We start from the raw sequence: 24,190 nt of genomic DNA on the forward strand, positions 1-24,190 counted from the left end.
TTCTGGCCCGGCGCCGCAAGGCGAGGGGCAACCCGATGGGCCGCTGGCGGAAGCGGTCGAGAATTGCAAGGCAGGTCGAGGCGAAAGCCTGCCCCAAGAGAGCTAGCCAAGGAGCGACGATGGCCCAGACCCAGACTTTCAATGGCCGCAGACGCGTACGCAAGTTCTTCGGAAAGATCCCGGAAGTTGCGGAGATGCCGAACCTGATCGAGGTTCAGAAGGCATCTTATGACCAGTTCCTGATGGTGGACGAGCCCGAAGGCGGCCGTCCGGACGAGGGGCTGCAGGCCGTTTTCAAGTCGGTCTTCCCGATTTCCGACTTTTCCGGCTCTTCGATGCTGGAATTCGTCAAATACGAGTTCGAGGCACCGAAGTTCGACGTTGACGAATGCCGTCAGCGCGACCTGACCTATGCCGCGCCGCTGAAGGTGACGCTGCGCCTGATCGTGTTCGATATCGACGAGGATACCGGCTCCAAGTCCATCAAGGACATCAAGGAGCAGGACGTTTATATGGGCGACATGCCGCTCATGACCATGAACGGCACCTTCATCGTCAACGGCACCGAGCGCGTCATCGTCTCGCAGATGCACCGCTCGCCGGGCGTCTTCTTCGACCACGACAAGGGCAAGTCGCACTCGTCGGGCAAGCTTCTGTTTGCCGCGCGCGTCATCCCCTATCGCGGTTCGTGGCTCGACATCGAGTTCGATTCCAAGGACGTCGTGCACGCCCGTATCGACCGTCGCCGCAAGATCCCCGTGTCGTCGCTGTTGATGGCGCTCGGCATGGACGGCGAGGAGATCCTGTCGACCTTCTACAACAAGATCACCTACAAGCGGACCGGCGACCATTGGCGCATCCCCTTCAGCGTGGACCGTTTCCGCGGCCTGAAGGCCGTCAACGATCTGGTTGACGCCGATACCGGTGAGATTGTTGTTGAGCAGGGCAAGAAGATCACCGCCCGTCAGGCGCGCCAGCTGGCCGACAAGGGCCTGAAGGCGATCAAGGCGACCGACGAGGATCTGCTCGGCAGCTATCTGGCCGAGGACATCGTCAACTACGGCACCGGCGAAATCTTCCTCGAAGCCGGCGACGAGCTGGACGAGAAGACGCTGAAGGTGCTTCTGGGCACCGGCGAGCAGGAAATTCAGATCCTCGACATCGACCATATCAATGTCGGTGGTTACATCCGCAACACGCTGGCCGTCGACAAGAACGAAAGCCGGCAGGACGCGCTGTTCGATATCTACCGCGTCATGCGTCCGGGCGAGCCGCCGACGCTGGAAACGGCTGAAGCCATGTTCAACTCGCTGTTCTTCGACAGCGAGCGTTACGACCTGTCGGCCGTCGGCCGCGTCAAGATGAACATGCGTCTGGAACTCGACGCCGAGGATACCGTGCGCGTGCTGCGCAAGGCTGACATTCTGGCCGTGGTCAAGACGCTGGTCGAACTGCGCGACGGCAAGGGCGAGATCGACGACATCGACAATCTCGGCAACCGCCGCGTCCGTTCGGTCGGTGAATTGATGGAGAACCAGTACCGCGTCGGTCTGCTCCGCATGGAGCGCGCGATCAAGGAACGCATGTCCTCGATCGAGATCGACACGGTGATGCCGCAGGATCTGATCAACGCCAAGCCGGCGGCTGCCGCCGTGCGCGAGTTCTTCGGTTCCTCGCAGCTCTCGCAGTTCATGGACCAGACCAACCCGCTGTCGGAGATCACCCACAAGCGTCGCCTGTCGGCGCTTGGACCGGGCGGTCTGACCCGCGAGCGCGCCGGCTTCGAGGTGCGCGACGTGCACCCGACGCATTACGGCCGCATCTGCCCGATCGAAACGCCGGAAGGCCCGAATATCGGTCTGATCAACTCGCTGGCCACCTTCGCGCGCGTCAACAAGTACGGTTTCATCGAGAGCCCGTACCGCAAGATCGTCGACGGCAAGCTGACCGACGAGGTTGTCTATCTGTCGGCTATGGAAGAGGCCAAGCACTACGTTGCCCAGGCCAACGCCGAGCTCGACAAGGACGGTGGTTTCGTCGACGAATTCGTCATCTGCCGTAACGCCGGCGAAGTGATGATGGCGCCGCGCGAAAACGTCGACCTGATGGACGTTTCGCCCAAGCAGATGGTGTCGGTCGCAGCAGCGCTGATCCCGTTCCTGGAAAACGACGACGCCAACCGCGCTCTGATGGGCTCGAACATGCAGCGTCAGGCCGTGCCGCTGGTGCGCGCCGAGGCTCCGTTCGTCGGCACCGGCATGGAGCCGATCGTCGCCCGTGACTCGGGCGCCGCCATCGGCGCCCGCCGCACCGGCATCGTCGACCAGGTGGACGCGACCCGTATCGTTATCCGCGCTACCGAGGATCTCGATCCGGGCAAGTCCGGCGTCGACATCTACCGCCTGATGAAGTTCCAGCGCTCGAACCAGTCGACCTGCATCAACCAACGTCCGCTGGTGAAGGTGGGCGACCGCATCGAGAAGGGCGACATCATCGCCGACGGTCCGTCGACCGATCTCGGCGATCTGGCGCTCGGCCGCAACGTGCTCGTCGCGTTCATGCCGTGGAACGGCTACAACTACGAGGATTCCATCCTCCTGTCCGAACGCATCGTCGCCGACGACGTCTTCACCTCGATCCACATCGAGGAGTTCGAGGTCATGGCGCGCGATACCAAGCTCGGGCCGGAAGAAATCACGCGCGACATTCCGAACGTCTCGGAAGAAGCGCTGAAGAACCTCGACGAAGCCGGCATCGTCTATATCGGCGCGGAAGTGCAGCCGGGCGACATCCTAGTCGGCAAGATCACGCCGAAGGGCGAAAGCCCGATGACGCCGGAAGAGAAGCTTCTGCGCGCCATCTTTGGTGAAAAGGCTTCCGACGTCCGCGACACCTCCATGCGCATGCCTCCGGGCACCTTCGGCACGGTGGTCGAAGTGCGCGTCTTCAATCGCCACGGCGTCGAGAAGGACGAGCGCGCCATGGCGATCGAGCGCGAGGAGATCGAACGCCTCGCCAAGGACCGCGACGACGAGCAGGCCATCCTCGACCGCAACGTCTATGCCCGTCTCTCCGACGTGCTGATCGGCAAGGAGGCTATCGCCGGGCCGAAGGGCTTCAAGAAGGGCACGACGCTGGCCAAGGAGACGCTGGACGACTATCCGCGTTCGCAGTGGTGGCAGTTCGCCGTCGAGAACGAGAAGCTCCAGGGCGAGCTCGAAGCTCTGCGCGGCCAGTACGACGATTCCAAGAAGGCGCTCGAGCAGCGCTTCATGGACAAGGTCGAGAAGGTGCAGCGCGGCGACGAAATGCCTCCGGGCGTCATGAAGATGGTCAAGGTCTTCGTGGCGGTGAAGCGCAAGATGCAGCCGGGCGACAAGATGGCCGGCCGTCACGGCAACAAGGGTGTCGTGTCGCGCATCGTTCCGGTCGAGGACATGCCGTTCCTCGAGGACGGCACGCATGCCGATATCGTGCTCAACCCGCTGGGCGTGCCTTCGCGCATGAACGTCGGCCAGATCCTTGAAACGCATCTGGGCTGGGCTTGCGCCGGCATGGGCAGGAAGATCGGCGAGCTGATCGAAGCCTATAAGGGTGGTGGCGACATCAAGCCGCTGCGCCAGACGATCGAGCAGATCATCCCGGCCAACGACCGCAACGAGCCGGTCCGCGAGTATGACGACGAGTCCATCGTTCGCCTCGGCGAGCAGATGAAGCGCGGCGTCTCCATCGCGACCCCGGTGTTCGACGGCGCGCATGAGGTCAACATCAACGAGATGCTGGAGCAGGCTGGCCTGCACACTTCCGGTCAGTCTCAGTTGTATGATGGCCGTACCGGTGAGCCGTTCGACCGCAAGGTGACCATGGGCTACATCTACATGCTCAAGCTTCACCACCTGGTCGACGACAAGATCCACGCCCGTTCGATCGGCCCGTACTCGCTCGTCACCCAGCAGCCGCTGGGCGGTAAGGCGCAGTTCGGCGGTCAGCGCTTCGGCGAAATGGAGGTCTGGGCGCTGGAAGCCTACGGCGCCGCCTACACCCTGCAGGAAATGCTGACGGTGAAGTCGGACGACGTCGCCGGCCGCACCAAGGTCTACGAAGCGATCGTGCGCGGCGACGACACGTTCGAGGCGGGTATTCCGGAGAGCTTCAACGTTCTCGTCAAGGAAATGCGCTCGCTGGGCCTCAACGTCGAGCTTGAAAATACCAAGGTCGACGCCGGCCCGCAGAGCCTGCCGGACGCGGCCGAGTAACACGGCACAAAGCAGGCGCGGAGTTCATCGGCGCCTGCCACGGATTTTCCGGCTCACGCCGGCCTTCGCGAGCGGTGGCTCGCAGTCACATGCAAAGGGGTTTTCGAGGACCCCGAAAAGGAGAATGGCATGAACCAAGAGGTCATGAATCTCTTCAACCCGCAGGCGCCTGCGCAGGTGTTCGATTCCATCCGGATTTCGCTGGCGTCGCCTGACAAGATTCTGTCCTGGTCGTTCGGCGAGATCAAGAAGCCGGAGACGATCAACTACCGTACCTTCAAGCCCGAGCGCGACGGTCTGTTCTGCGCGCGCATCTTCGGTCCGATCAAGGACTACGAGTGCCTGTGCGGCAAGTACAAGCGCATGAAGTACAAGGGCGTCATCTGCGAAAAGTGCGGCGTCGAAGTCACGCTGTCGCGCGTGCGCCGCGAGCGCATGGGTCACATCGAGCTCGCCGCTCCGGTTGCCCACATCTGGTTCCTGAAGTCGCTGCCGTCGCGCATCGGCACGCTGCTCGACATGACCCTTAAGGACATCGAGCGCGTTCTCTACTTCGAGAACTACATCGTCACCGAACCCGGCCTCACCGCGCTGAAGGAGCACCAGCTGCTCAGCGAGGAAGAGTACATGATGGCCGTCGACGAATATGGCGAGGACTCGTTCACCGCCATGATCGGCGCCGAGGCCATTCATGACCTTCTGGCCGGCATGGACCTGGAAAAGATCGCGGGCGACCTGCGCTCCGAGCTTGCTTCGACCACGTCGGAACTGAAGCAGAAGAAGTATCTCAAGCGCCTCAAGGTGGTCGAGAACTTCATGGAATCCGGCAATCGTCCGGAATGGATGATCATGAAGGTCGTCCCGGTCATTCCGCCGGATCTGCGCCCGCTGGTTCCGCTGGATGGCGGCCGCTTCGCGACGTCGGATCTGAACGATCTCTATCGCCGCGTCATCAACCGTAACAACCGTCTGAAGCGCCTGATCGAGCTGCGCGCGCCCGGCATCATCGTGCGCAACGAAAAGCGCATGCTGCAGGAAGCCGTCGACGCACTGTTCGACAACGGCCGCCGCGGCCGCGTCATCACCGGCGCCAACAAGCGTCCGCTGAAGTCGCTGTCCGACATGCTGAAGGGCAAGCAGGGCCGCTTCCGCCAGAACCTGCTCGGCAAGCGCGTCGACTATTCCGGCCGTTCGGTCATCGTGACCGGTCCGGAGCTGAAGCTGCACCAGTGCGGCCTGCCGAAGAAGATGGCGCTGGAGCTGTTCAAGCCCTTCATCTACGCCCGCCTCGACGCCAAGGGTTACTCCTCGACCGTCAAGCAGGCGAAGAAGCTGGTCGAGAAGGAGCGTCCGGAAGTCTGGGATATCCTGGACGAGGTCATCCGCGAGCATCCGGTGCTGCTCAACCGCGCACCGACGCTGCACCGCTTGGGCATCCAGGCGTTCGAGCCGACCCTGATCGAAGGCAAGGCGATCCAGCTGCATCCGCTGGTCTGCACGGCCTTCAACGCCGACTTCGACGGCGACCAGATGGCGGTCCACGTTCCGCTGTCGCTGGAAGCGCAGCTCGAAGCCCGCGTGCTGATGATGTCGACCAATAACATCCTGCACCCGGCCTCCGGCGCGCCGATCATCGTGCCGTCGCAGGACATGGTTCTGGGTCTGTATTACCTCTCGATCGTCAACGAGAACGATCCGGGGCAGGGCATGGCGTTCGCCGACATGGGCGAATTGCAGCATGCGCTGGAGACCAAGGCCGTCACCCTGCACGCCAAGATCAAGGGCCGTTTCAGGACCGTCGATGCGGCAGGCAATGTCGTGTCGAAGATCTATGACACCACGCCCGGCCGCATGATCCTCGGCGAACTTCTGCCGAAGAACGTCAACGTGCCGTTCGAGACCGCCAACCAGGAGATGACCAAGAAGAACATCTCCAAGATGATCGACACCGTCTACCGCCACTGCGGTCAGAAAGAGACGGTCATCTTCTGCGATCGCATCATGGCGCTCGGTTTCGCCCATGCCTGCCGCGCCGGCATCTCGTTCGGCAAGGACGACATGCTGATCCCGGACACCAAGGAGAAGCTGGTCGCCGAGACCGAGGCTTTGGCCAAGGAATACGAGCAGCAGTACAATGACGGCCTGATCACCCAGGGCGAGAAGTACAACAAGGTCGTCGACGCCTGGGCCAAGTGCTCGGAAAAGGTCGCCGACGAAATGATGGGCCGCATCAAGGCGGTCGAGTTCGACGCCAACGGCCGTCAAAAGCCGATGAACTCGATCTACATGATGTCGCATTCGGGTGCGCGTGGTTCGCCCACCCAGATGCGTCAGCTCGCCGGCATGCGCGGCCTGATGGCGAAGCCGTCGGGTGAAATCATCGAGACGCCGATCATCTCGAACTTCAAGGAAGGCCTCACCGTTCTGGAGTACTTCAACTCCACGCACGGCGCCCGTAAGGGTCTGGCCGACACCGCTCTGAAGACCGCGAACTCGGGTTATCTGACCCGTCGTCTGGTCGACGTGGCGCAGGACTGCATCGTCAACTCGGTTGATTGCGGCACCGACAAGGGCCTCACCATGCAGCCGATCGTCGATGCCGGCCAGATCGTCGCCTCGATCGGCCAGCGCGTTCTCGGCCGTACGGCCCTGGACGACATCAACCACCCGGTCACCGGCGATACGCTGGTCAAGGCCGGCACGCTGATGGACGAACGCGATGTCGAGCTGATCGAAAAGGCCGGCGTGCAGTCGGTCCGCATCCGCTCGGCGCTGACCTGCGACGTCCGCACCGGCGTCTGCGCGGTCTGCTATGGTCGCGATCTGGCACGCGGTACTCCGGTCAACCAGGGCGAAGCTGTCGGCGTCATCGCCGCGCAGTCGATCGGCGAGCCGGGCACGCAGCTCACCATGCGTACCTTCCACATGGGCGGTACCGCCCAGGTGGTGGACTCCTCCTATCTCGAGGCGTCCTATGAAGGCACGGTGTCGGTGCGCAACCGCGCCGTGGTTCGCAACTCCGACGGCAACCTCGTCGTGATGGGCCGCAACATGGCGATCCTGATCCTCGACGAGACCGGCAAGGAACGCGCCACGCACCGCGTCACCTATGGTTCGCGTATCTTCGTGGACGATGGCGACAAGGTGAAGCGCGGCCAGCGCATCGCCGAGTGGGACCCCTACACCCGTCCGATCCTCACCGAAATCGAGGGTCGCGTGGCGTTCGAGGATCTGGTCGACGGCATTTCCGTTCAGGAAACCGCCGACGAGTCGACCGGCATCACCAAGCGCGAGGTCATCGACTGGCGGTCGACGCCGCGCGGTTCGGACCTCAAGCCGGCGATGGTCGTTCAGGACGCCAAGGGCAAGGTCGGCAAGCTGTCGAAGGGCGGCGACGCCCGCTTCCTGCTCTCGGTCGAGGCGATCCTCTCGGTCGAGCCGGGTGCACATGTGAAGCCGGGCGACGTGCTTGCCCGTATTCCGATGGAAAGCGCCAAGACCAAGGACATCACCGGTGGTCTGCCGCGCGTGGCCGAACTGTTCGAGGCTCGTCGTCCGAAGGATCACGCCATCATCGCCGAGATCGATGGTACGGTCCGCTTCGGCCGCGACTACAAGAACAAGCGCCGCATCATCATCGAGCCGCATGACTCGACGCTGGAGCCGGTCGAATACCTGATCCCGAAGGGCAAGCCGTTCCATCTCCAGGACGGCGACGTCATCGAGAAGGGCGACTACATCCTCGACGGCAATCCGGCGCCGCACGACATTCTGGCGATCAAGGGCGTGGAGGCTCTGGCTTCCTACCTCGTCAACGAGATCCAGGAAGTCTACCGGTTGCAGGGCGTGACGATCAACGACAAGCACATCGAGGTGATCGTTCGTCAGATGCTGCAGAAGGTGGAAATCACCGAGCAGGGCGACTCGACCTACATCCCGGGTGACCATGTCGACGTGATCGAGCTGGACGAGATCAACGAGCGTTTGATTGAGGAAGGCAAGAAGCCTGCGGCCGGCCAGCCGGTGCTGCTCGGCATCACCAAGGCCTCGCTGCAGACGCCGTCCTTCATCTCGGCCGCCTCCTTCCAGGAGACGACCCGCGTGCTGACGGAAGCTGCCGTTGCCGGCAAGACCGACATGCTGCAGGGCCTGAAGGAAAACGTCATCGTCGGCCGTCTGATCCCGGCCGGTACCGGTGGCCAGATGAGCCAGATCCGTCGCATTGCGACGCATCGCGACGAGCTTATCCTCGACGAGCGTCGCAAGACGTCCGGCGCGGAAGTGGCAGAACCGATGCTGACCGAAATGGTCACCGCCGCGCAGTAAGCGACGGTAAAACGACACGGAAAAGGGGCCTTTCGGCCCCTTTTTCTTTTTTGGCGGTGTGCGGCTGGCCAGTGCGCCAGACCGTGGTGTTCAAGCCTCATCTTGGTTATTGATCGGCGGTCAACAGTCGTGTGGGGCCGCCATGAGATGCACCGCATTCGCGTTCAGCATGATCTGCGCTGTTTTTGCCGCGATATTGCCGGCTTTGGCGGCTGCTTGGACGCCCTACGGCAATGCCCGCTACAATTACTGGATCGACGTGCCGCCGGGCTTCTCCGCGATCGAGGAGGCCGAAAACGGCGATGGCGGCACCGCGAAATCGCCGGATGGGCAAGCGGAACTTGCGGTCTGGGGTGGCTATCTGAGCGACCGCGATTTCCCGAACGAGGTGAAGTGGCGCGTCGGGCAGGAGCAGGCGGACGGCTGGTCCGTCACCTATGAACGGCACAAAGCCAAATGGGCGGTCTGGTCGGGCTCAAAGGACGGCCGCATCTTCTTCGAACGGGCGATCCCGGTCTGCGACGGCGCGGCGGCCTATTTCCGTCTCGAATACGACAAGGCCGCGCAGAAGGCGTTCGATCCCATCGTCGCCCGCCTGTCGAAATCGCTGCGCGCCGGCGATTGCTGAAACAACGCAAGAAACGGAATGCGGTGGCGACAGGCACTGGGTAGCCTCGGCCCCATGATGCGCGTTTCGGCTCGGTGAGCCGTCGGCGCCGCCCGAGGAACCCGCCATGGAGGCCACCGTCAAAATGCCTGAACACATGCCCAGGATTTCCGCCGAAAACCGTGTCGCCGGTTACGACTGGACAGCCATCGGCGCCGAGCTCGACAGCTATGGCTGCGCCGTGCTCGAAGGGCTGTTGTTGGGCGACGAATGCGCCGAGATCGCTCGGCTTTACCCGTACGAAGAGCATTTCCGCAGCCACGTCGTCATGGCTCGCCACGGCTTCGGCAAGGGCGAATACCGCTATTTCAGATATCCGCTGCCGGATCTGATCGGCGGCCTGCGTTCGGCGCTCTACCCGCGCCTGTCGGTGGTCGCCAATGCCTGGAATGCACGCATGGGCATCGACCAGCATTATCCCGCCGCGCATGCCGACTATCTCGATCTTTGCCGCGGCGCCGGACAGACGCGGCCGACGCCGCTTCTGCTGCAATATCAGCCCGGCGACTTCAATTGCCTGCATCAGGACCTCTATGGCGATCTGGCTTTTCCCATCCAGGTGGCGGTCCTTCTGTCGGAGCCCGGCCGAGATTTCACCGGCGGCGAGTTCGTGCTGACCGAACAGCGCCCGCGCATGCAAAGCCGCGCCGAAGTGGTGCCGCTCAGGCGCGGCGATGCCGTGGCGTTTGCCGTACACAACCGGCCGGTGCAGGGTACGAAAGGCAACTATCGCGTCAACCTGCGCCACGGCGTCAGCCGCGTCCGTTCAGGGCATCGCCACACGGTCGGCATCATCTTCCATGATGCCCGCTGAACGACATGACGGGCTTCTTTTCCTGTGATCTTCCCGACGCTCCTGACATCAATACGAGCACGGAGCCATTAAGCTGCCGCCGGTTCGGACCAGCCATTGGGGAGATCGTGCGATGACGCGCGGGAACAAGGTTCAAAGCACGCTGACCTCGGCATCGGTCGCCACGCCGATCGGAGCGCTCGTCGTGATCGAGGACGAGACGGACGCACTGTTCATGGTCGAATTCGCCGATTGCGACGACCGCATGGAGCGCTGGCTGCATCACCGGCTGGCGTCGGGCCGTTTTGCGCTGAGGGCAGGCACCGTCTCCAGACGCACGCGCGAGGCCTTCGCGGCCTATTTCGACGGTGGGGTCGGCTCGCTTCGGGACTTGCCCGTTCGGCTCGACGGCACGCCGTTCCAGAACGCGATGTGGACGGCCTTGCGCGACATCCGGCCGGGGGAAACGCTGGCCTATGGCGCTTTCGCGCTGCGGCTTGGCCGCCCGCAGGCGGCCCGCGCCGTCGGCCATGCCAACGGTTCGAACCCGATGTCGATCGTCGTTCCCTGTCATCGCCTGGTTGGCGCGAATGGCGACCTTACCAACTATGGCGGCGGCCTGGAGCGCAAACGCTGGCTCATCGACCATGAGGCGCGCCACGCTGCATCGTAGATTGAAACAGGTTCGAGCGAATGGCCGCTTGGCTACAGAATGCTCGTTACCGCGCGGTCGAGCCTCGTACCTTCCCGATAGAGCAGGCCGACGACAACGGCTGCGGCAATGCCGGTCACGGCACCGCCCGCGACATCGCTGATATAGTGGGTGCCGACATAGACCCGCGAAATGCAGACTGCGGTAGCGATGGCGAGGAAGACGGCGCCCAGCCGCTTCAGCCGGCTCATCAGGAAGCTCGCCGCGATGGCGAAGGATGCGGTTGCATGGTCCGAGGGGAAGGACCAGTCGGCGCTCGGGCTGATGATCAGGTGGCTGACGCCGGCATCATAGGGGCGCATGCGGTGCAGGAAGAGCAGGATGAGCTGGTTGACGCCGAGCCCGATCAGGAAGGCGAGGCCGGCGACGACGGCGGTATGGCGGGCATGTTGCCGCTCGCCGCTGCGCCACCATTGCAACACGACCAATAGGATCAGCGCCGGCACGCCGAATTCGGTCAGCGCCAGCATCACCGCGTCCAGCATGGCGTTTTCGCCCGCCGGTCCGTTGATCCATCCCGTAATAGCCTGGTCCATGCCAGTCCCCCCTTGCCAGCGCACACCGCGGCGAAGGTCGCCGTTCCGGTAGCCTGCTGAAAATCGCAGCCCCGAAAAATCGGGGCGCAGCCATCAAGCAATGGATTCGGGCGAGTTTGCGGCCAAGGCCCGCCTCGTAGGCTTAGTCGAAGAACGGTTCGACGACGTTGCGCTTGCCCAGCATGAAGGCGTCGGCCACGTGCTGCAGCGGCGCGAGGTCGACATCCGAGGTCCGGTCGTGCACCAGTTTGGCGAAGCGGCGGTAGAGCATCGGATATTCGGTTTCCTTCTCGTCCTTGAGAACCTTGCCCTCAACCTCGAGCCTGGTGCCGCCGCCGGACAGCACCATAAAACCCTTGTCGGTCTCCGCCAGGATGTCCCAGCTTTGCGGTCCGGTCTGGCGCCAGTCGAAATCGACGGCTACCGGGGTGCCTTCGCTGGTCCGGAACGAAACCTGGGCGGCGATCGGCGCGTCTCGGTTCTCGGGGAAATCGAGCGTCGCCTCGGTGATGAACATCGGCGGCAGGATATGGGTGGCGATGGAAAGCGCGTTGATGCCGGGATCGAAGACGCCGAAGCCGCCGGCCTGCCATATCCATTCCTGGTTCGGGTGCCAGCGCCGCACGTCTTCCTTCCAGTTGATGGCGGCTGATTTGATCCTCGCCGACGCAAGGAAGCTTCGTGCGGCCTCGACTGCCGGCGCATAACGCGAATGCCAGGAGGCGAACAGCGTCACGCCCTTTTCCGCGGCCAGCGCCTTCAGATGTTCCACCTCGCTCACCGTCGCGCCGGGCGGCTTTTCGAGGAAGACGTGCTTGCCGGCCAGGATCGCCGCGCGCGCGGCGTCGTGGCGAACCTGCGGCGGCATGCACAGCGACACCGCCTCGACCTCGGGCGAGGCCGCCAGAAGCGCCTCGATGCTCTCGAAATTGGGAACGCCGTCCACCTTCCCATGCCGGCTGGCAGCGGCGACGAGCTTGTAGTCGCCGTCTTTTGCCAGGGCCGGCAGATGCTGATCCCGGGCGATCTTGCCGACGCCGACAATGGCGATGTTGATGGGCTGCGCTTTGGTCATCGCCAGCTTTCTTCCAGTTTGAGTTCGAATGGGCCGCCGGCCAGGAAACGCTCGATCGCCGGCTCGAAAGGCGAGGGGTCGATGGCGTTCGCCATCAGCCAGTCGTCGGAATAATAGGTGTTGGCGTAACGCTCGCCCGAATCGCAGATCAGCGTCACCACCGAACCGCTTTGCTTCGCCGCGATCATGCGGGCGGCGTGAAAGCACATGGCCGCGAAATTGGTGCCGGTCGAGCCGCCGACGCGGCGTCCAAGCCGGCGCGACAAAACACGCTTGGCCGCGATCGACACCGCGTCGGGTATGCGCAGCATATGGTCGATGACACCCGGCACGAAGGACGGCTCGACGCGCGGCCGGCCGATGCCCTCGATGCGCGACGGTCGCTCGCAGGAACAGGCGGTATCGTGTGTCGAGTAGCCTTCGAAGAAGGCGGAATATTCGACGTCGGCGACCGACAGCCTCGTCGCATGGCGCTTATAGCGGATGTAGCGGCCGATGGTGGCAGATGTGCCGCCGGTGCCGGCGCCCATCACCACCCAGGAAGGCACCGGGAAGCGCTCCTCGCGCATCTGCTGGAAGATCGATTCGGCGATGTTGTTGTTGCCGCGCCAGTCCGTGGCGCGTTCGGCATGGGTGAACTGGTCCATGAAGTAGCCGCCGAGCCGTTCGGCGAGTTCCGCCGATTCGGCGTAGATGCGCCGGCCGTCGTCGATGAAGTGGCAGTTACCGCCATAATGCTCGATGGCGGCGATCTTCTCGCGCGAGGTCGAGCGCGGCATCACCGCGTAGAAGGGCGTGCCGATCATGCGCGCGAAATAGGCTTCCGAAACGGCGGTGGAGCCGGAAGAGGCCTCGACCACGGCGGTGCCTTCGCGGATCAGGCCGTTGCACAGGGCATAGAGAAAAAGCGAGCGCGCCAGCCGGTGCTTCAGGCTGCCGGTCGGATGCGTGGATTCATCCTTCAGATAAAGGTCGATGCCGGGCAGGGCGGGTACGTCGAGCTTCCACAGATGGGTATCGGCCGAGCGATGCTGGTCCGCCTCGATCGCCGCGATGGCGCGATCCGCCCAATCCCGTGACATCGTCTTGTGACCCTGCTTGCCTCCCATCGCCGGCGTCCGCTCAGATCGGCTCGTCGAAGGTGACGATCGAGACTTCGCCTTCGAGCGCGCCCTGATAGGCGGAGATATGCGGTTCGTCGTCGGGCTCGCCCTGCATCTCGCCGATCTGGTCGAGCTCCGCTTCGGCATAACCTTCGGCGGCGAGTGATTCCAATGCACGCCGCACGGCAGAATCATCGTCGGGCGCGATCAGCATGACGTGGACGCCTTCCGACTTGCCGCCTTTCTTTTTCCAGACCCTGCCGGTGATGATGATGACCGGACGCGGTTCGTCATTGTCGTTTATCGGGTCTTGCAAGGGCTGATTCCTTTGGGATAGGCGTCTCAAGCGGCGCTTTTGCCTGTTTTTGCACGAAGCCGGTCAAGGCGACAGTCGCAAGTGGGTCACTTTCTTCCTCGCGCGCCCAAAAAGGCGCAAGAATATTACATGCGCTGCATGCATGGCTGCCGCGCCCCGGCAAAGGCGGAATTTGTAGGGCTGCGGGGTTGACGGTTTGCCGTGTTGCGAGTAGAAGCCGCCCAGTCTGAACCGATGTGAGGTCAGCTTTTCCGAGGCGTCGCGCCTTGGAGTTTGCCTCAAACAGGGTTCGTTTTACGAGCGAAACGACATTTCCGGCGTGCATGAAGCGGCTTCCGCTTCCTCTGCTTATTGTTCGGGCAAGACCGTAAGCGTGCGGTTTCGGCCCGAATTTGCGTATGGAAACCGCTTGAAACGGCCCTGAACGGGTTTGCGACACGAGATTGAGAACTAGAAGGAAGGTTTAATGCCTACCGTAAACCAGCTGATCCGCAAGCCGCGCCAGGTGCCGGCAACGCGAAACAAGGTCCCTGCAATGCAGCAGAACCCGCAGAAGCGGGGCGTCTGCACGCGCGTCTACACCACCACGCCGAAGAAGCCGAACTCGGCTCTGCGTAAGGTTGCGAAGATTCGCCTGACCAACGGTTTCGAGGTGATCGGCTACATCCCGGGTGAAGGCCATAACCTTCAGGAGCACTCCGTGGTCATGATCCGCGGCGGTCGCGTCAAGGATCTGCCGGGTGTGCGCTACCACGTCATTCGTGGCGTGCTCGACACCCAGGGCGTCAAGAACCGCAAGCAGCGCCGTTCGAAGTACGGCGCCAAGCGTCCGAAGTAAGGTTTTCCGGCTTCGGCGCTTTTTGTTTGTGCGTCGGGCCTGCGAGATTGAGAGACAAGAACCATGTCCCGTCGTCACAGTGCAGATAAGCGTGAGATCAATCCGGACCCGAAGTTCGGCGATCTGGTCGTCACCAAGTTCATGAACGCCGTCATGTATGACGGCAAGAAGTCGATCGCCGAGACCATCGTCTACAGCGCGCTCGACCAGGTGCAGGCCAAGACCAAGCAGGAGCCGATCGGCGTCTTCCATCAGGCGCTCGACAACGTCGCTCCGCACGTCGAAGTGCGTTCGCGCCGCGTCGGTGGTGCTACCTACCAGGTTCCGGTCGACGTTCGTCCGGAGCGCCGTCAGGCGCTCGCCATCCGCTGGCTGATCACCGCTGCCCGCAACCGCAACGAGACGACCATGGTCGACCGCCTGTCGGGCGAGTTGATGGATGCTGCGAACAATCGCGGCACCGCCGTCAAGAAGCGTGAAGACACCCACAAGATGGCTGAAGCCAACCGCGCCTTCGCGCACTACCGCTGGTAAGGCGTGGCGAGAGACTGAGAGGCATCTATCATGGCCCGCGAATATAAAATCGAAGACTACCGTAATTTCGGTATCATGGCGCACATCGACGCCGGCAAGACGACGACGACTGAGCGCGTCCTGTATTACACGGGCAAGTCGCACAAGATCGGCGAAGTCCACGACGGCGCTGCCACCATGGACTGGATGGAGCAGGAGCAGGAACGCGGCATCACCATCACGTCGGCCGCGACCACGACCTTCTGGAAGGGCCGTGACGGCAAGCTGCGCCGCTTCAACATCATCGACACCCCCGGCCACGTCGACTTCACCATCGAAGTCGAGCGTTCGCTGCGCGTGCTCGACGGCGCCATCGCGCTGCTCGACGCCAACGCCGGTGTCGAGCCGCAGACCGAGACGGTCTGGCGCCAGGCCGACAAGTACCACGTGCCGCGCATGATCTTCTGTAACAAGATGGACAAGATCGGCGCCGACTTCTACCGCTCCTACGAGATGATCGGCTCGCGCCTCGGCGCGCAGGCTGTCGTCATGCAGCTGCCGATCGGCGCGGAGACCGAGTTCAAGGGCGTCGTCGACCTGGTCGAGATGAACGCATTGGTCTGGCGCGATGAATCCCTGGGCGCTGCCTGGGATGTCGTCGAGATCCCGGCCGACCTTAAGGAGAAGGCTGAGCAGTTCCGCGAGAAGATGATCGAAGCCGCCGTCGAAATGGACGACGACGCGATGAACAACTATCTCGAAGGCAAGCAGCCGACCAACGACGAGATCCGCGCGCTCATCCGCAAGGGCACCATCGCCGTCAAGTTCTTCCCGATGTTCTGTGGCTCGGCCTTCAAGAACAAGGGTGTGCAGCCGCTGCTCGACGCCGTTGTCGAATACCTGCCGTCGCCGATCGACGTGCCGGCCATCAAGGGCATCGACGCCAAGACCGAGAAGGAAATTGAGCGTCACGCGGACGACAACGAGCCGCTGTCCATGCTCGCCTTCAAGATCATGAACGATCCGTTCGTCGGTTCGCTCACCTTCGCCCGCATCTATTCGGGCAAGCTCTCCAAGGGTGTGTCGCTCGACAACACCGTGAAGGGCAAGAAGGAGCGCATCGGTCGCATGCTGCAGATGCACGCAAACTCGCGCGCCGACATCGACGAGGCTTTCGCCGGCGACATCGTCGCTCTGGCTGGCCTCAAGGAAACCACCACCGGCGACACGCTGTGCGACCCGCTGCACCCGGTGATCCTTGAGCGCATGGAGTTCCCGGATCCGGTCATCCAGATCGCCATCGAGCCGAAGACCAAGGGCGACCAGGAAAAGATGGGCCTCGCGCTGCATCGTCTGGCTGCTGAAGATCCGTCCTTCCGCGTCAAGACCGACGAGGAAAGCGGCCAGACCATCATCGCCGGCATGGGTGAACTTCACCTCGACATCATCGTCGACCGCATGCGCCGCGAGTTCAAGGTCGAGGCCAATGTCGGCGCTCCGCAGGTTGCCTATCGCGAGACGATCACCCGTACTCACGAGCAGGACTACACCCACAAGAAGCAGACCGGTGGTACCGGCCAGTTCGCCCGCGTCAAGCTGGTGTTCGAGCCGAACCCGGAAGGCGAAGAATACGTATTCGAGTCCAAGATCGTCGGCGGTTCGGTTCCGAAGGAATACATCCCCGGCGTCGAGAAGGGCATCGGTTCGGTCATGTCGTCCGGCCCGTTCGCTGGCTTCCCGATGATCGGCGTCAAGGCGACGCTCATCGACGGCGCCTTCCACGACGTCGACTCCTCGGTCCTGGCCTTCGAAATCGCCTCGCGCGCCGCTTTCAGGGAAGCTGCTCCGAAGCTCGGCGTCCAGCTGCTCGAGCCGATCATGAAGGTCGAGGTCGTCACGCCGGAAGACTACGTCGGCAACGTCATCGGCGACCTGAACAGCCGCCGCGGCCAGATCCAGGGTCAGGAGACCCGTGGTGTCGCCGTCGTCGTCAACGCCATGGTGCCGCTGGCCAACATGTTCAAGTACGTCGACTCGCTGCGTTCGATGTCGCAGGGCCGCGCCCAGTACACGATGCAGTTCGACCACTACGAGCCGGTGCCGACCGCGGTCGCCCAGGAAGTTCAGAAGAAGTACGCGTAATTCCTTGGAATTGCGTCCGTAACTAGGTTCAACGCCCTCACGGGCAGGCAGGAAATGGAGACCTCACATGGCAAAAGGTAAATTCGAGCGTACGAAGCCTCATGTGAACATTGGCACGATTGGTCACGTTGACCATGGCAAGACGTCGCTGACGGCGGCGATCACGAAGTATTTTGGCGAATACCGCCCGTACGACCAGATTGACGCGGCTCCGGAAGAGAAGGCGCGCGGCATCACGATCTCGACGGCGCACGTCGAATACGAGACGCCGGCCCGCCACTACGCCCACGTCGACTGCCCCGGCCACGCCGACTATGTGAAGAACATGATCACCGGCGCTGCCCAGATGGACGGCGCGATCCTGGTCGTTTCGGCCGCCGACGGCCCGATGCCGCAGACCCGCGAGCACATCCTGCTCGCCCGTCAGGTCGGCGTTCCGGCGATCGTTGTGTTCCTGAACAAGGTCGACCAGGTCGACGACGCCGAGCTTCTCGAGCTGGTCGAGCTGGAAGTGCGCGAGCTTCTGTCGAAGTACGAGTTCCCGGGCGACGACATTCCGATCGTCAAGGGTTCGGCTCTGGCTGCTCTCGAGGACAGCAACAAGGAGATCGGCGAGAACGCGGTTCGCAAGCTGATGGAAGAGGTCGACGCCTACATCCCGACGCCTGAGCGTCCGATCGACAAGCCGTTCCTGATGCCGATCGAGGACGTGTTCTCGATCTCGGGCCGCGGCACGGTCGTGACCGGTCGCGTCGAGCGCGGCATCGTCAAGGTTGGCGAGGAGCTGGAAATCGTCGGCATCCGTCCGACCTCGAAGACGACCTGCACGGGCGTCGAGATGTTCCGCAAGCTGCTCGACCAGGGCCAGGCCGGCGACAACATCGGCGCGCTGCTGCGCGGCGTTGACCGTGAAGGCGTCGAGCGCGGCCAGGTTCTGGCCAAGCCCGGCACCGTGAAGCCGCACAAGAAGTTCAAGGCAGAAGCCTACATCCTGACCAAGGAAGAGGGCGGCCGTCATACGCCGTTCTTCACCAACTACCGTCCGCAGTTCTACTTCCGCACGACGGACGTGACCGGCATCGTGACGCTGCCGGCTGGTACGGAGATGGTTATGCCTGGCGACAACATCACCGTTGACGTCGAGCTGATCGTGCCGATCGCCATGGAAGAGAAGCTGCGCTTCGCTATCCGTGAAGGCGGCCGCACCGTCGGCGCCGGCATCGTCGCTTCCATCGTCGAGTAAGAAGAACAAGAGATCTGTCGCGGGCGCGGATACGCCCGCGCCGCGCCAGAACAAGGAATAGACGCATGAACGGACAGAATATCCGCATCCGACTTAAAGCGTTCGATCACCGCGTGCTCGACGCCTCGACGCGGGAAATCGTTTCCACGGCCAAGCGCACCGGCGCCAATGTCCGCGGCCCGATCCCGCTGCCGACCAGGATCGAGAAGTTCACGGTCAACCGCTCGCCGCACGTCGACAAGAAGAGCCGCGAGCAGTTCGAAATGCGCACTCACAAGCGCCTTCTCGACATCGTGGACCCGACCCCGCAGACGGTCGATGCGCTGATGAAGCTCGATCTGGCCGCCGGCGTGGACGTCGAAATCAAGCTCTAAGAGCTGAAACATGAGCCGGTGGGGAAACCCGGCCAGCTCCTCTGAAGGAAGATGAACCTATGCGTTCAGGTGTAATTGCACAGAAGGTGGGAATGACCCGCATCTACAACGATGCCGGCGAGCATGTCCCCGTTACCGTTCTCCGCATGGAGAGCTGCCAGGTCGTGGCTCAGCGCACGCAGGAGAAGAACGGCTACACCGCCGTCCAGCTCGGCGTTGGCCTTGCCAAGGTGAAGAACACGTCGAAGGCCCTGCGCGGCCACTTCGCTGCCGCCTCCGTGGAGCCGAAGTCGAAGGTCGCGGAATTCCGCGTCTCCGCCGACAACATGCTCGACGTCGGCGCCGAGATCACGGTCGAGCATTTCGTCGCCGGCCAGAAGGTCGACGTGACGGGCACTTCGACCGGTAAGGGCTTCCAGGGCGTTATCAAGCGTCACCATTTCGGCGGCGGCCGTGCCACCCACGGTAACTCGCTGTCGCACCGCGTGCACGGTTCGACCGGTCAGCGCCAGGACCCCGGCAAGGTGTTCAAGGGCAAGAAGATGGCCGGCCACCTGGGCGACACGCGCGTCACCACCCAGAACGTCGAGGTCGTTTCGACCGACGCCGATCGCGGTCTGATCCTGATCCGCGGCGCGGTTCCCGGCACCAAGGGTGCCTGGATCCTGGTTCGCGACGCCGTCAAGTCGGCGCTGCCTGCCAACGCGCCGAAGCCGGCAGCGATCCGGGCGGCCACCAAACAGGCTCCGGCCACTGAGGGAGCGGAATAATGGACCTCAAGATCACCACCCTCGGCGGCAAGGACGCCGGCAAGGTGAAGCTCTCGGAAGAGATCTTCGGCCTGGAGCCGCGCGAAGACATCCTGCAGCGCGTCGTGCGCTGGCAGCTCGCCAAGAAGCAGCAGGGCACGCATCAGGCGAAGGGCCGCGCGGACATCGCCCGCACCGGCGCCAAGATGTACAAGCAGAAGGGTACGGGCCGCGCCCGTCACCATTCGGCTCGCGCTCCGCAGTTCCGCGGCGGCGGCAAGGCCCACGGCCCGGTTGCCCGCAGCCATGAGCATGACCTTCCCAAGAAGGTCCGTGCGCTCGGCCTCAAGCATGCGCTGTCGGCCAAGGCCAAGGCTTCCTCGATCATCGTGGTCGACGAGCTGAAGCTGGCTGAAGCCAAGACCAAGGCGCTGGTCGCGAATTTCGCGACGCTCGGCCTGACCAATGCCCTGTTCATCGGCGGTGCCGAGCTCGACCAGGGCTTCAAGCGGGCCGCTGCCAACATTCCGAACATCGACGTACTGCCGATCCAGGGCATCAACGTCTACGACATTCTGCGCCGCGGCACGCTGGTCCTTTCCAAGGCCGCCGTCGAGGCTCTCGAGGAGCGCTTCAAATGACCGACCTTCGTCATTACGATGTGATCGTCTCGCCGGCGATCACCGAAAAGTCGACCATGGCGTCCGAGCAGAACCAGGTGGTCTTCAACGTCGCCAAGAAGGCGTCGAAGCCGGAGATCAAGGCAGCCGTCGAAGCGCTGTTCGGCGTGAAGGTGATGGCTGTGAACACGCTCGTCCGCAAGGGCAAGGTGAAGCGCTTCCGCGGCACGATCGGCCGCCAGGGCGACGTCAAGCGAGCAGTTGTGACGCTGGCCGATGGCCAGTCGATCGACGTCGCGACGGGTCTCTGAGCTAGGCCGCGAGGACAACGACAATGGCACTGAAGAAATTTAACCCGGTAACGCCGAGCACCCGCCAGCTGGTCATCGTCGACCGCTCGGGCCTCTACAAGGGCAAGCCCGTCAAGGGCCTGACCGAAGGTCTGACCAAGTCGGGCGGCCGCAACAACTACGGTCGCATCACGGCCCGCTTCATCGGCGGCGGTCACAAGCGTTCGTACCGCATCATCGACTTCAAGCGTCGCAAGTTCGACGTGGTCGGCACGGTCGAGCGTCTGGAATACGACCCGAACCGCACCGCCTTCATCGCTCTCATCAAGTATGAGGACGGCGAGCTGAACTACATCATCGCCCCGCAGCGTCTGCAGGCCGGAGACAAGATCGTGGCCGGCGAAGCGGTCGATGTGAAGCCCGGCAATGCGATGCCGCTTTCGTCGATGCCGGTGGGCACCATCGTCCACAACATCGAGCTGAAGCCCGGCAAGGGCGGCCAGGTCGCCCGTTCGGCTGGCGCCTATGCCCAGCTCGTCGGTCGTGACCAGGGCATGGCGATCCTGCGCCTCAACTCGGGCGAGCAGCGCATCGTGCATGGCTCGTGCCTTGCCACCGTCGGCGCCGTGTCGAACCCCGACCACGGCAACATCAACGACGGCAAGGCCGGCCGCACCGTGTGGCGTGGCAAGCGCCCGCACAACCGCGGCGTTGCCATGAACCCGGTCGACCATCCGCACGGCGGTGGTGAAGGCCGCACCTCGGGTGGCCGTCATCCGGTTACCCCGTGGGGCAAGCCCACCAAGGGCAAGAAGACGCGGTCCAACAAGGCGACCGATAAATTCATCGTGCGCTCGCGCCATCAGCGCAAGAGCTAAGAAGAGGTAACGCCAAGTGACTCGTTCGGTTTGGAAAGGCCCCTTCATCGACGGCTACCTTCTCAAGAAGGTGGACAAGGTTCGTGAAGGTGGTCGCAGTGAGGTGATCAAGATGTGGAGCCGCCGCTCCACCATCCTGCCGCAGTTTGTCGGCCTCACCTTCGGTGTCTACAACGGCCAGAAGCACGTCCCGGTCTCGGTGAACGAGGACATGGTCGGCCACAAGTTCGGTGAATTCGCTCCGACCCGGACCTATTACGGTCACGGCGCGGATAAGAAGGCGAAGAGGAAATAACGATGGGCAAGGCCAAAGCTCCGCGCAGGCTTGCTGACAACGAGGCACGTGCCGTTCTGCGCACGATCCGCGTCAGCCCGCAGAAGCTGAACCTGGTTGCTGCGATGATCCGCGGCAAGAAGGTTGCTACAGCGCTCAACGACCTGGAATTCTCGCGCAAGCGCATTTCGGGAACCGTCAAGAAGACGCTGGAATCGGCGATCGCCAATGCGGAAAACAACCACGACCTCGACGTCGACGCCCTGATCGTGGCCGAGGCCTATGTCGGCAAGTCGATCGTCATGAAGCGTTTCCACGCTCGTGGCCGTGGTCGCGCCAGCCGCATCGAGAAGCCGTTTTCGCATCTCACGATCGTCGTTCGTGAGGTTGAAGAGAAAGGGGAGGCCGCATAATGGGCCAGAAAATCAATCCGATCGGTCTCCGTCTCGGCATCAACCGCACCTGGGACTCGCGTTGGTACGCGAACACCGGCGAATACGGCAAGCTGCTGCACGAGGACCTCAAGATCCGCGAGTATCTTGAGAAGGAACTCAAGCAGGCCGCGATCTCGAAGATCGTCATCGAGCGTCCGCACAAGAAGTGCCGCGTCACCATCCACGCCGCGCGCCCTGGCCTGATCATCGGCAAGAAGGGCGCCGACATCGAGAAGCTCCGCAAGAAGCTGACCGAGATGACGCAGTCCGAAACGCACCTCAACATCGTTGAAGTGCGCAAGCCGGAAATCGACGCGACGCTGGTCGCGCAGTCGATCGCCCAGCAGCTCGAGCGCCGCATCGCCTTCCGTCGCGCCATGAAGCGCGCCGTGCAGTCGGCCATGCGTCTCGGTGCCGAAGGCATCCGCATCAACTGCTCGGGCCGTCTCGGCGGCGCCGAAATCGCTCGCATGGAATGGTACCGTGAAGGCCGCGTGCCGCTGCATACGCTGCGCGCCGATGTCGACTACGGCACCGCCGAAGCCCAGACCGCCTATGGCATCTGCGGCGTCAAGGTGTGGGTGTTCAAGGGCGAGATTCTCGAGCACGACCCGATGGCCTCGGAACGTCGTGCCACCGAAGGCGATCATTCGCAGGGCGGTGAGCGCTCCGAGCGCAGCCGTCGTCGCGAAAACGCCTGATTGGCATAGGAATTTGGAGTTAGAACGATGCTGCAGCCAAAGCGCACAAAGTTCCGTAAGCAGTTCAAGGGCCGCATCCACGGCACCGCGAAGGGCGGCACCAACCTGGATTTCGGCGGCTTCGGTCTGAAGGCGCTGGAGCCGAACCGCGTCACCGCGCGTGAGATCGAGGCGGCCCGCCGCGCGATCACCCGCGAGATGAAGCGCGCCGGCCGGGTGTGGATCCGCGTGTTCCCGGACGTTCCGGTCACCTCGAAGCCGACCGAAGTCCGCATGGGTAAGGGTAAGGGCGCGGTCGACTACTGGGCTTGCCGCGTCAAGCCGGGTCGCGTCATGTTTGAGATCGACGGCGTGTCGGAAGAAATCGCTCGCGAGGCCCTGCGCCTCGGTGCAGCCAAGCTCTCGGTCAAGACGCGCTTCGTACAGCGCATCGCTGAATAAGAAAGGGCTGTTGCGATGAAAGCCGCCGATATCAGAATGAAGACCGTCGATGAACTCGACACCGATCTTGCCGCGCTGAAGAAGGAGCAGTTCAACCTGCGCTTCCAGAAGGCGACGGGCCAGCTCGAAAAGACCGCGCGTGTGAAGGAAGTCCGCAAGGACATCGCCCGCATCAAGACCATCGCCGCCGAGAAATCGGCCGGCAAGAAGGCTTAAGGACGAAAATCATGCCGAAGCGCATTTTGCAGGGCACCGTCGTCAGCGACAAGAACGAGAAGACGGTCGTCGTCAAGGTCGAGCGTCGCTTCACCCATCCGGTGATGAAGAAGACCGTGCGCATGTCGAAGAAGTACAAGGCGCATGACGAAAACAACGCCCACAAGGTGGGCGACCAGGTGTCCATCCAGGAATCGAAGCCGATTTCCAAGGATAAGCGCTGGGTCGTCATTACCCCTGAGCAGGCGTAATCGAACGAATTTTGGACAGACCGGGGAGGGGCTTTTCAGCCTGTCCCGTTAGAGAAGAAGAAGGCGGCCAGTCATGATTCAGATGCAAACAAACCTCGACGTCGCGGATAATTCCGGCGCCCGTCGTGTCATGTGCATCAAGGTGCTGGGCGGCTCGAAGCGGAAATACGCTTCCGTCGGCGACATCATCGTGGTGTCGATCAAGGAAGCCATTCCGCGCGGCCGCGTGAAGAAGGGTGATGTGATGAAGGCGGTCGTCGTACGCACCGCCAAGGACATCCGTCGCCCCGACGGCAGCGTGATCCGTTTCGACAAGAACGCGGCCGTTCTCGTCGACAACAAGAAAGAGCCTGTGGGCACGCGTATCTTCGGGCCGGTTCCGCGCGAGCTTCGCGCCAAGAACCACATGAAGATCATCTCGCTCGCGCCTGAAGTGCTGTAA

The 24,190-nt window shown here is 62.9% G+C and carries 25 protein-coding genes; 21 read left to right on the plus strand and 4 right to left on the minus strand.

Features of this window, described 5'->3' with window-relative positions; all coding sequences use genetic code 11:
* Positions 1 to 119: 119 nt before the first annotated feature.
* The 5 genes from rpoB (at position 120) to QFZ88_RS24785 (ending at position 10,715) form a co-directional block, all read left to right on the plus strand.
* Positions 120 to 4,256, plus strand: coding sequence for a DNA-directed RNA polymerase subunit beta (rpoB, locus tag QFZ88_RS24765; protein WP_024927087.1), 4,137 nt, complete (start codon positions 120 to 122; stop codon positions 4,254 to 4,256).
* A gap of 129 nt (positions 4,257 to 4,385) precedes the next feature.
* Positions 4,386 to 8,582 (plus strand): DNA-directed RNA polymerase subunit beta', encoded by a 4,197-nt coding sequence (rpoC, locus tag QFZ88_RS24770; RefSeq protein WP_024927088.1) that lies wholly within the window; start codon positions 4,386 to 4,388, stop codon positions 8,580 to 8,582.
* A 169-nt stretch (positions 8,583 to 8,751) separates the two neighbouring features.
* Positions 8,752 to 9,210: a hypothetical protein gene (locus QFZ88_RS24775; RefSeq protein WP_244431352.1), complete on the plus strand. Its 459-nt coding sequence runs from the start codon at positions 8,752 to 8,754 to the stop codon at positions 9,208 to 9,210.
* A gap of 106 nt (positions 9,211 to 9,316) precedes the next feature.
* Positions 9,317 to 10,063 (plus strand): 2OG-Fe(II) oxygenase, encoded by a 747-nt coding sequence (locus QFZ88_RS24780; protein ID WP_024927090.1) that lies wholly within the window; start codon positions 9,317 to 9,319, stop codon positions 10,061 to 10,063.
* A 112-nt stretch (positions 10,064 to 10,175) separates the two neighbouring features.
* The gene (locus QFZ88_RS24785) at positions 10,176 to 10,715 is read left to right on the plus strand and encodes a methylated-DNA--[protein]-cysteine S-methyltransferase (RefSeq protein WP_024927091.1); all 540 of its coding nucleotides are present in this window, start codon (positions 10,176 to 10,178) and stop codon (positions 10,713 to 10,715) included.
* A gap of 32 nt (positions 10,716 to 10,747) precedes the next feature.
* Here the strand turns inward: QFZ88_RS24785 and QFZ88_RS24790 are convergent, their stop codons facing one another.
* From QFZ88_RS24790 to QFZ88_RS24805, 4 genes are all read right to left on the minus strand, one after another.
* Positions 10,748 to 11,290, minus strand: a complete 543-nt coding sequence (locus tag QFZ88_RS24790) for a phosphatase PAP2 family protein (RefSeq protein WP_024927092.1) — start codon at positions 11,288 to 11,290, stop codon at positions 10,748 to 10,750.
* A gap of 142 nt (positions 11,291 to 11,432) precedes the next feature.
* Positions 11,433 to 12,365, minus strand: coding sequence for a Gfo/Idh/MocA family protein (locus tag QFZ88_RS24795; protein ID WP_036255134.1), 933 nt, complete (start codon positions 12,363 to 12,365; stop codon positions 11,433 to 11,435).
* Entirely contained in the window at positions 12,362 to 13,474 is a 1,113-nt protein-coding gene (locus QFZ88_RS24800; protein ID WP_036255131.1) for a PLP-dependent cysteine synthase family protein, read from the minus strand. Before QFZ88_RS24800 ends, QFZ88_RS24795 begins: the two co-directional genes overlap by 4 nt.
* A gap of 13 nt (positions 13,475 to 13,487) precedes the next feature.
* Positions 13,488 to 13,772, minus strand: coding sequence for a hypothetical protein (locus QFZ88_RS24805; RefSeq protein WP_024927094.1), 285 nt, complete (start codon positions 13,770 to 13,772; stop codon positions 13,488 to 13,490).
* A 478-nt stretch (positions 13,773 to 14,250) separates the two neighbouring features.
* Here QFZ88_RS24805 and rpsL point away from each other — a divergent pair, with 478 nt between their 5' ends.
* The 16 genes from rpsL (at position 14,251) to rplN (ending at position 24,190) form a co-directional block, all read left to right on the plus strand.
* Complete coding sequence (gene rpsL / locus QFZ88_RS24810) at positions 14,251 to 14,622, plus strand: 30S ribosomal protein S12 (RefSeq protein ID WP_024927095.1); 372 nt, start codon at positions 14,251 to 14,253, stop codon at positions 14,620 to 14,622.
* A 63-nt stretch (positions 14,623 to 14,685) separates the two neighbouring features.
* The gene (gene rpsG / locus QFZ88_RS24815) at positions 14,686 to 15,156 is read left to right on the plus strand and encodes a 30S ribosomal protein S7 (RefSeq protein WP_024927096.1); all 471 of its coding nucleotides are present in this window, start codon (positions 14,686 to 14,688) and stop codon (positions 15,154 to 15,156) included.
* Between the two features lie 30 nt (positions 15,157 to 15,186).
* Complete coding sequence (gene fusA / locus QFZ88_RS24820) at positions 15,187 to 17,277, plus strand: elongation factor G (RefSeq protein WP_024927097.1); 2,091 nt, start codon at positions 15,187 to 15,189, stop codon at positions 17,275 to 17,277.
* A 67-nt stretch (positions 17,278 to 17,344) separates the two neighbouring features.
* Positions 17,345 to 18,520 carry an elongation factor Tu gene (gene tuf / locus QFZ88_RS24825; RefSeq protein WP_065998099.1) on the plus strand — a complete coding sequence of 392 codons (1,176 nt, stop codon included), beginning with the start codon at positions 17,345 to 17,347 and terminating at the stop codon, positions 18,518 to 18,520.
* A gap of 65 nt (positions 18,521 to 18,585) precedes the next feature.
* On the plus strand, positions 18,586 to 18,894 hold the full coding sequence (gene rpsJ / locus QFZ88_RS24830) for a 30S ribosomal protein S10 (RefSeq protein ID WP_006205468.1): 309 nt from the start codon (positions 18,586 to 18,588) through the stop codon (positions 18,892 to 18,894).
* Positions 18,895 to 18,953: 59 nt separating this feature from the next.
* The gene (gene rplC / locus QFZ88_RS24835) at positions 18,954 to 19,664 is read left to right on the plus strand and encodes a 50S ribosomal protein L3 (RefSeq protein ID WP_024924758.1); all 711 of its coding nucleotides are present in this window, start codon (positions 18,954 to 18,956) and stop codon (positions 19,662 to 19,664) included.
* The gene (gene rplD, locus QFZ88_RS24840; RefSeq protein WP_024924759.1) at positions 19,664 to 20,284 is read left to right on the plus strand and encodes a 50S ribosomal protein L4; all 621 of its coding nucleotides are present in this window, start codon (positions 19,664 to 19,666) and stop codon (positions 20,282 to 20,284) included. The genes rplC and rplD overlap by 1 nt, the downstream gene beginning before the upstream one ends.
* Complete coding sequence (locus tag QFZ88_RS24845) at positions 20,281 to 20,574, plus strand: 50S ribosomal protein L23 (protein ID WP_024924760.1); 294 nt, start codon at positions 20,281 to 20,283, stop codon at positions 20,572 to 20,574. The genes rplD and QFZ88_RS24845 overlap by 4 nt, the downstream gene beginning before the upstream one ends.
* Positions 20,575 to 20,597: 23 nt before the next feature.
* Positions 20,598 to 21,431, plus strand: a complete 834-nt coding sequence (rplB, locus tag QFZ88_RS24850; RefSeq protein ID WP_024924761.1) for a 50S ribosomal protein L2 — start codon at positions 20,598 to 20,600, stop codon at positions 21,429 to 21,431.
* Positions 21,432 to 21,447: 16 nt separating this feature from the next.
* On the plus strand, positions 21,448 to 21,726 hold the full coding sequence (gene rpsS / locus QFZ88_RS24855) for a 30S ribosomal protein S19 (protein WP_024924762.1): 279 nt from the start codon (positions 21,448 to 21,450) through the stop codon (positions 21,724 to 21,726).
* A gap of 2 nt (positions 21,727 to 21,728) precedes the next feature.
* Positions 21,729 to 22,118, plus strand: a complete 390-nt coding sequence (gene rplV, locus QFZ88_RS24860; RefSeq protein WP_024924763.1) for a 50S ribosomal protein L22 — start codon at positions 21,729 to 21,731, stop codon at positions 22,116 to 22,118.
* The gene (gene rpsC / locus QFZ88_RS24865) at positions 22,118 to 22,840 is read left to right on the plus strand and encodes a 30S ribosomal protein S3 (RefSeq protein ID WP_024924764.1); all 723 of its coding nucleotides are present in this window, start codon (positions 22,118 to 22,120) and stop codon (positions 22,838 to 22,840) included. Before rplV ends, rpsC begins: the two co-directional genes overlap by 1 nt.
* Positions 22,841 to 22,867: 27 nt before the next feature.
* A complete protein-coding gene (gene rplP, locus QFZ88_RS24870; protein WP_024924765.1) occupies positions 22,868 to 23,281 on the plus strand; it encodes a 50S ribosomal protein L16 in 414 nt (137 codons plus the stop codon).
* Between the two features lie 15 nt (positions 23,282 to 23,296).
* Positions 23,297 to 23,497 (plus strand): 50S ribosomal protein L29, encoded by a 201-nt coding sequence (rpmC, locus tag QFZ88_RS24875; RefSeq protein WP_024924766.1) that lies wholly within the window; start codon positions 23,297 to 23,299, stop codon positions 23,495 to 23,497.
* An 11-nt stretch (positions 23,498 to 23,508) separates the two neighbouring features.
* Entirely contained in the window at positions 23,509 to 23,748 is a 240-nt protein-coding gene (rpsQ, locus tag QFZ88_RS24880) for a 30S ribosomal protein S17 (RefSeq protein WP_024924767.1), read from the plus strand.
* Positions 23,749 to 23,821: 73 nt separating this feature from the next.
* Positions 23,822 to 24,190, plus strand: coding sequence for a 50S ribosomal protein L14 (gene rplN, locus QFZ88_RS24885; protein ID WP_024924768.1), 369 nt, complete (start codon positions 23,822 to 23,824; stop codon positions 24,188 to 24,190).

Source organism: Mesorhizobium sp. YL-MeA3-2017 (genome assembly GCF_030814575.1).
GTDB lineage: Bacteria > Pseudomonadota > Alphaproteobacteria > Rhizobiales > Rhizobiaceae > Mesorhizobium > Mesorhizobium terrae.

What these genes read in the sequence shown, in the direction of transcription:
- rpoB (WP_024927087.1), top strand. Translation starts at nt 120, where the DNA reads ATGGCCCAGACCCAGACTTTCAATGGCCGCAGACGCGTACGCAAGTTC.
- rplD (WP_024924759.1), top strand. Translation starts at nt 19,664, where the DNA reads ATGGACCTCAAGATCACCACCCTCGGCGGCAAGGACGCCGGCAAGGTG.
- rpmC (WP_024924766.1), top strand. Translation starts at nt 23,297, where the DNA reads ATGAAAGCCGCCGATATCAGAATGAAGACCGTCGATGAACTCGACACC.
- rpoC (WP_024927088.1), top strand. Translation starts at nt 4,386, where the DNA reads ATGAACCAAGAGGTCATGAATCTCTTCAACCCGCAGGCGCCTGCGCAG.
- rpsQ (WP_024924767.1), top strand. Translation starts at nt 23,509, where the DNA reads ATGCCGAAGCGCATTTTGCAGGGCACCGTCGTCAGCGACAAGAACGAG.
- rpsC (WP_024924764.1), top strand. Translation starts at nt 22,118, where the DNA reads ATGGGCCAGAAAATCAATCCGATCGGTCTCCGTCTCGGCATCAACCGC.
- QFZ88_RS24800 (WP_036255131.1), bottom strand. Translation starts at nt 13,474, where the DNA reads ATGGGAGGCAAGCAGGGTCACAAGACGATGTCACGGGATTGGGCGGAT.
- rplV (WP_024924763.1), top strand. Translation starts at nt 21,729, where the DNA reads ATGGGCAAGGCCAAAGCTCCGCGCAGGCTTGCTGACAACGAGGCACGT.
- QFZ88_RS24795 (WP_036255134.1), bottom strand. Translation starts at nt 12,365, where the DNA reads ATGACCAAAGCGCAGCCCATCAACATCGCCATTGTCGGCGTCGGCAAG.
- rplB (WP_024924761.1), top strand. Translation starts at nt 20,598, where the DNA reads ATGGCACTGAAGAAATTTAACCCGGTAACGCCGAGCACCCGCCAGCTG.
- QFZ88_RS24845 (WP_024924760.1), top strand. Translation starts at nt 20,281, where the DNA reads ATGACCGACCTTCGTCATTACGATGTGATCGTCTCGCCGGCGATCACC.
- QFZ88_RS24785 (WP_024927091.1), top strand. Translation starts at nt 10,176, where the DNA reads ATGACGCGCGGGAACAAGGTTCAAAGCACGCTGACCTCGGCATCGGTC.
- QFZ88_RS24780 (WP_024927090.1), top strand. Translation starts at nt 9,317, where the DNA reads ATGGAGGCCACCGTCAAAATGCCTGAACACATGCCCAGGATTTCCGCC.
- QFZ88_RS24790 (WP_024927092.1), bottom strand. Translation starts at nt 11,290, where the DNA reads ATGGACCAGGCTATTACGGGATGGATCAACGGACCGGCGGGCGAAAAC.
- rplN (WP_024924768.1), top strand. Translation starts at nt 23,822, where the DNA reads ATGATTCAGATGCAAACAAACCTCGACGTCGCGGATAATTCCGGCGCC.
- rplC (WP_024924758.1), top strand. Translation starts at nt 18,954, where the DNA reads ATGCGTTCAGGTGTAATTGCACAGAAGGTGGGAATGACCCGCATCTAC.
- QFZ88_RS24775 (WP_244431352.1), top strand. Translation starts at nt 8,752, where the DNA reads ATGATCTGCGCTGTTTTTGCCGCGATATTGCCGGCTTTGGCGGCTGCT.
- rpsG (WP_024927096.1), top strand. Translation starts at nt 14,686, where the DNA reads ATGTCCCGTCGTCACAGTGCAGATAAGCGTGAGATCAATCCGGACCCG.
- tuf (WP_065998099.1), top strand. Translation starts at nt 17,345, where the DNA reads ATGGCAAAAGGTAAATTCGAGCGTACGAAGCCTCATGTGAACATTGGC.
- fusA (WP_024927097.1), top strand. Translation starts at nt 15,187, where the DNA reads ATGGCCCGCGAATATAAAATCGAAGACTACCGTAATTTCGGTATCATG.
- rpsJ (WP_006205468.1), top strand. Translation starts at nt 18,586, where the DNA reads ATGAACGGACAGAATATCCGCATCCGACTTAAAGCGTTCGATCACCGC.
- rplP (WP_024924765.1), top strand. Translation starts at nt 22,868, where the DNA reads ATGCTGCAGCCAAAGCGCACAAAGTTCCGTAAGCAGTTCAAGGGCCGC.
- rpsL (WP_024927095.1), top strand. Translation starts at nt 14,251, where the DNA reads ATGCCTACCGTAAACCAGCTGATCCGCAAGCCGCGCCAGGTGCCGGCA.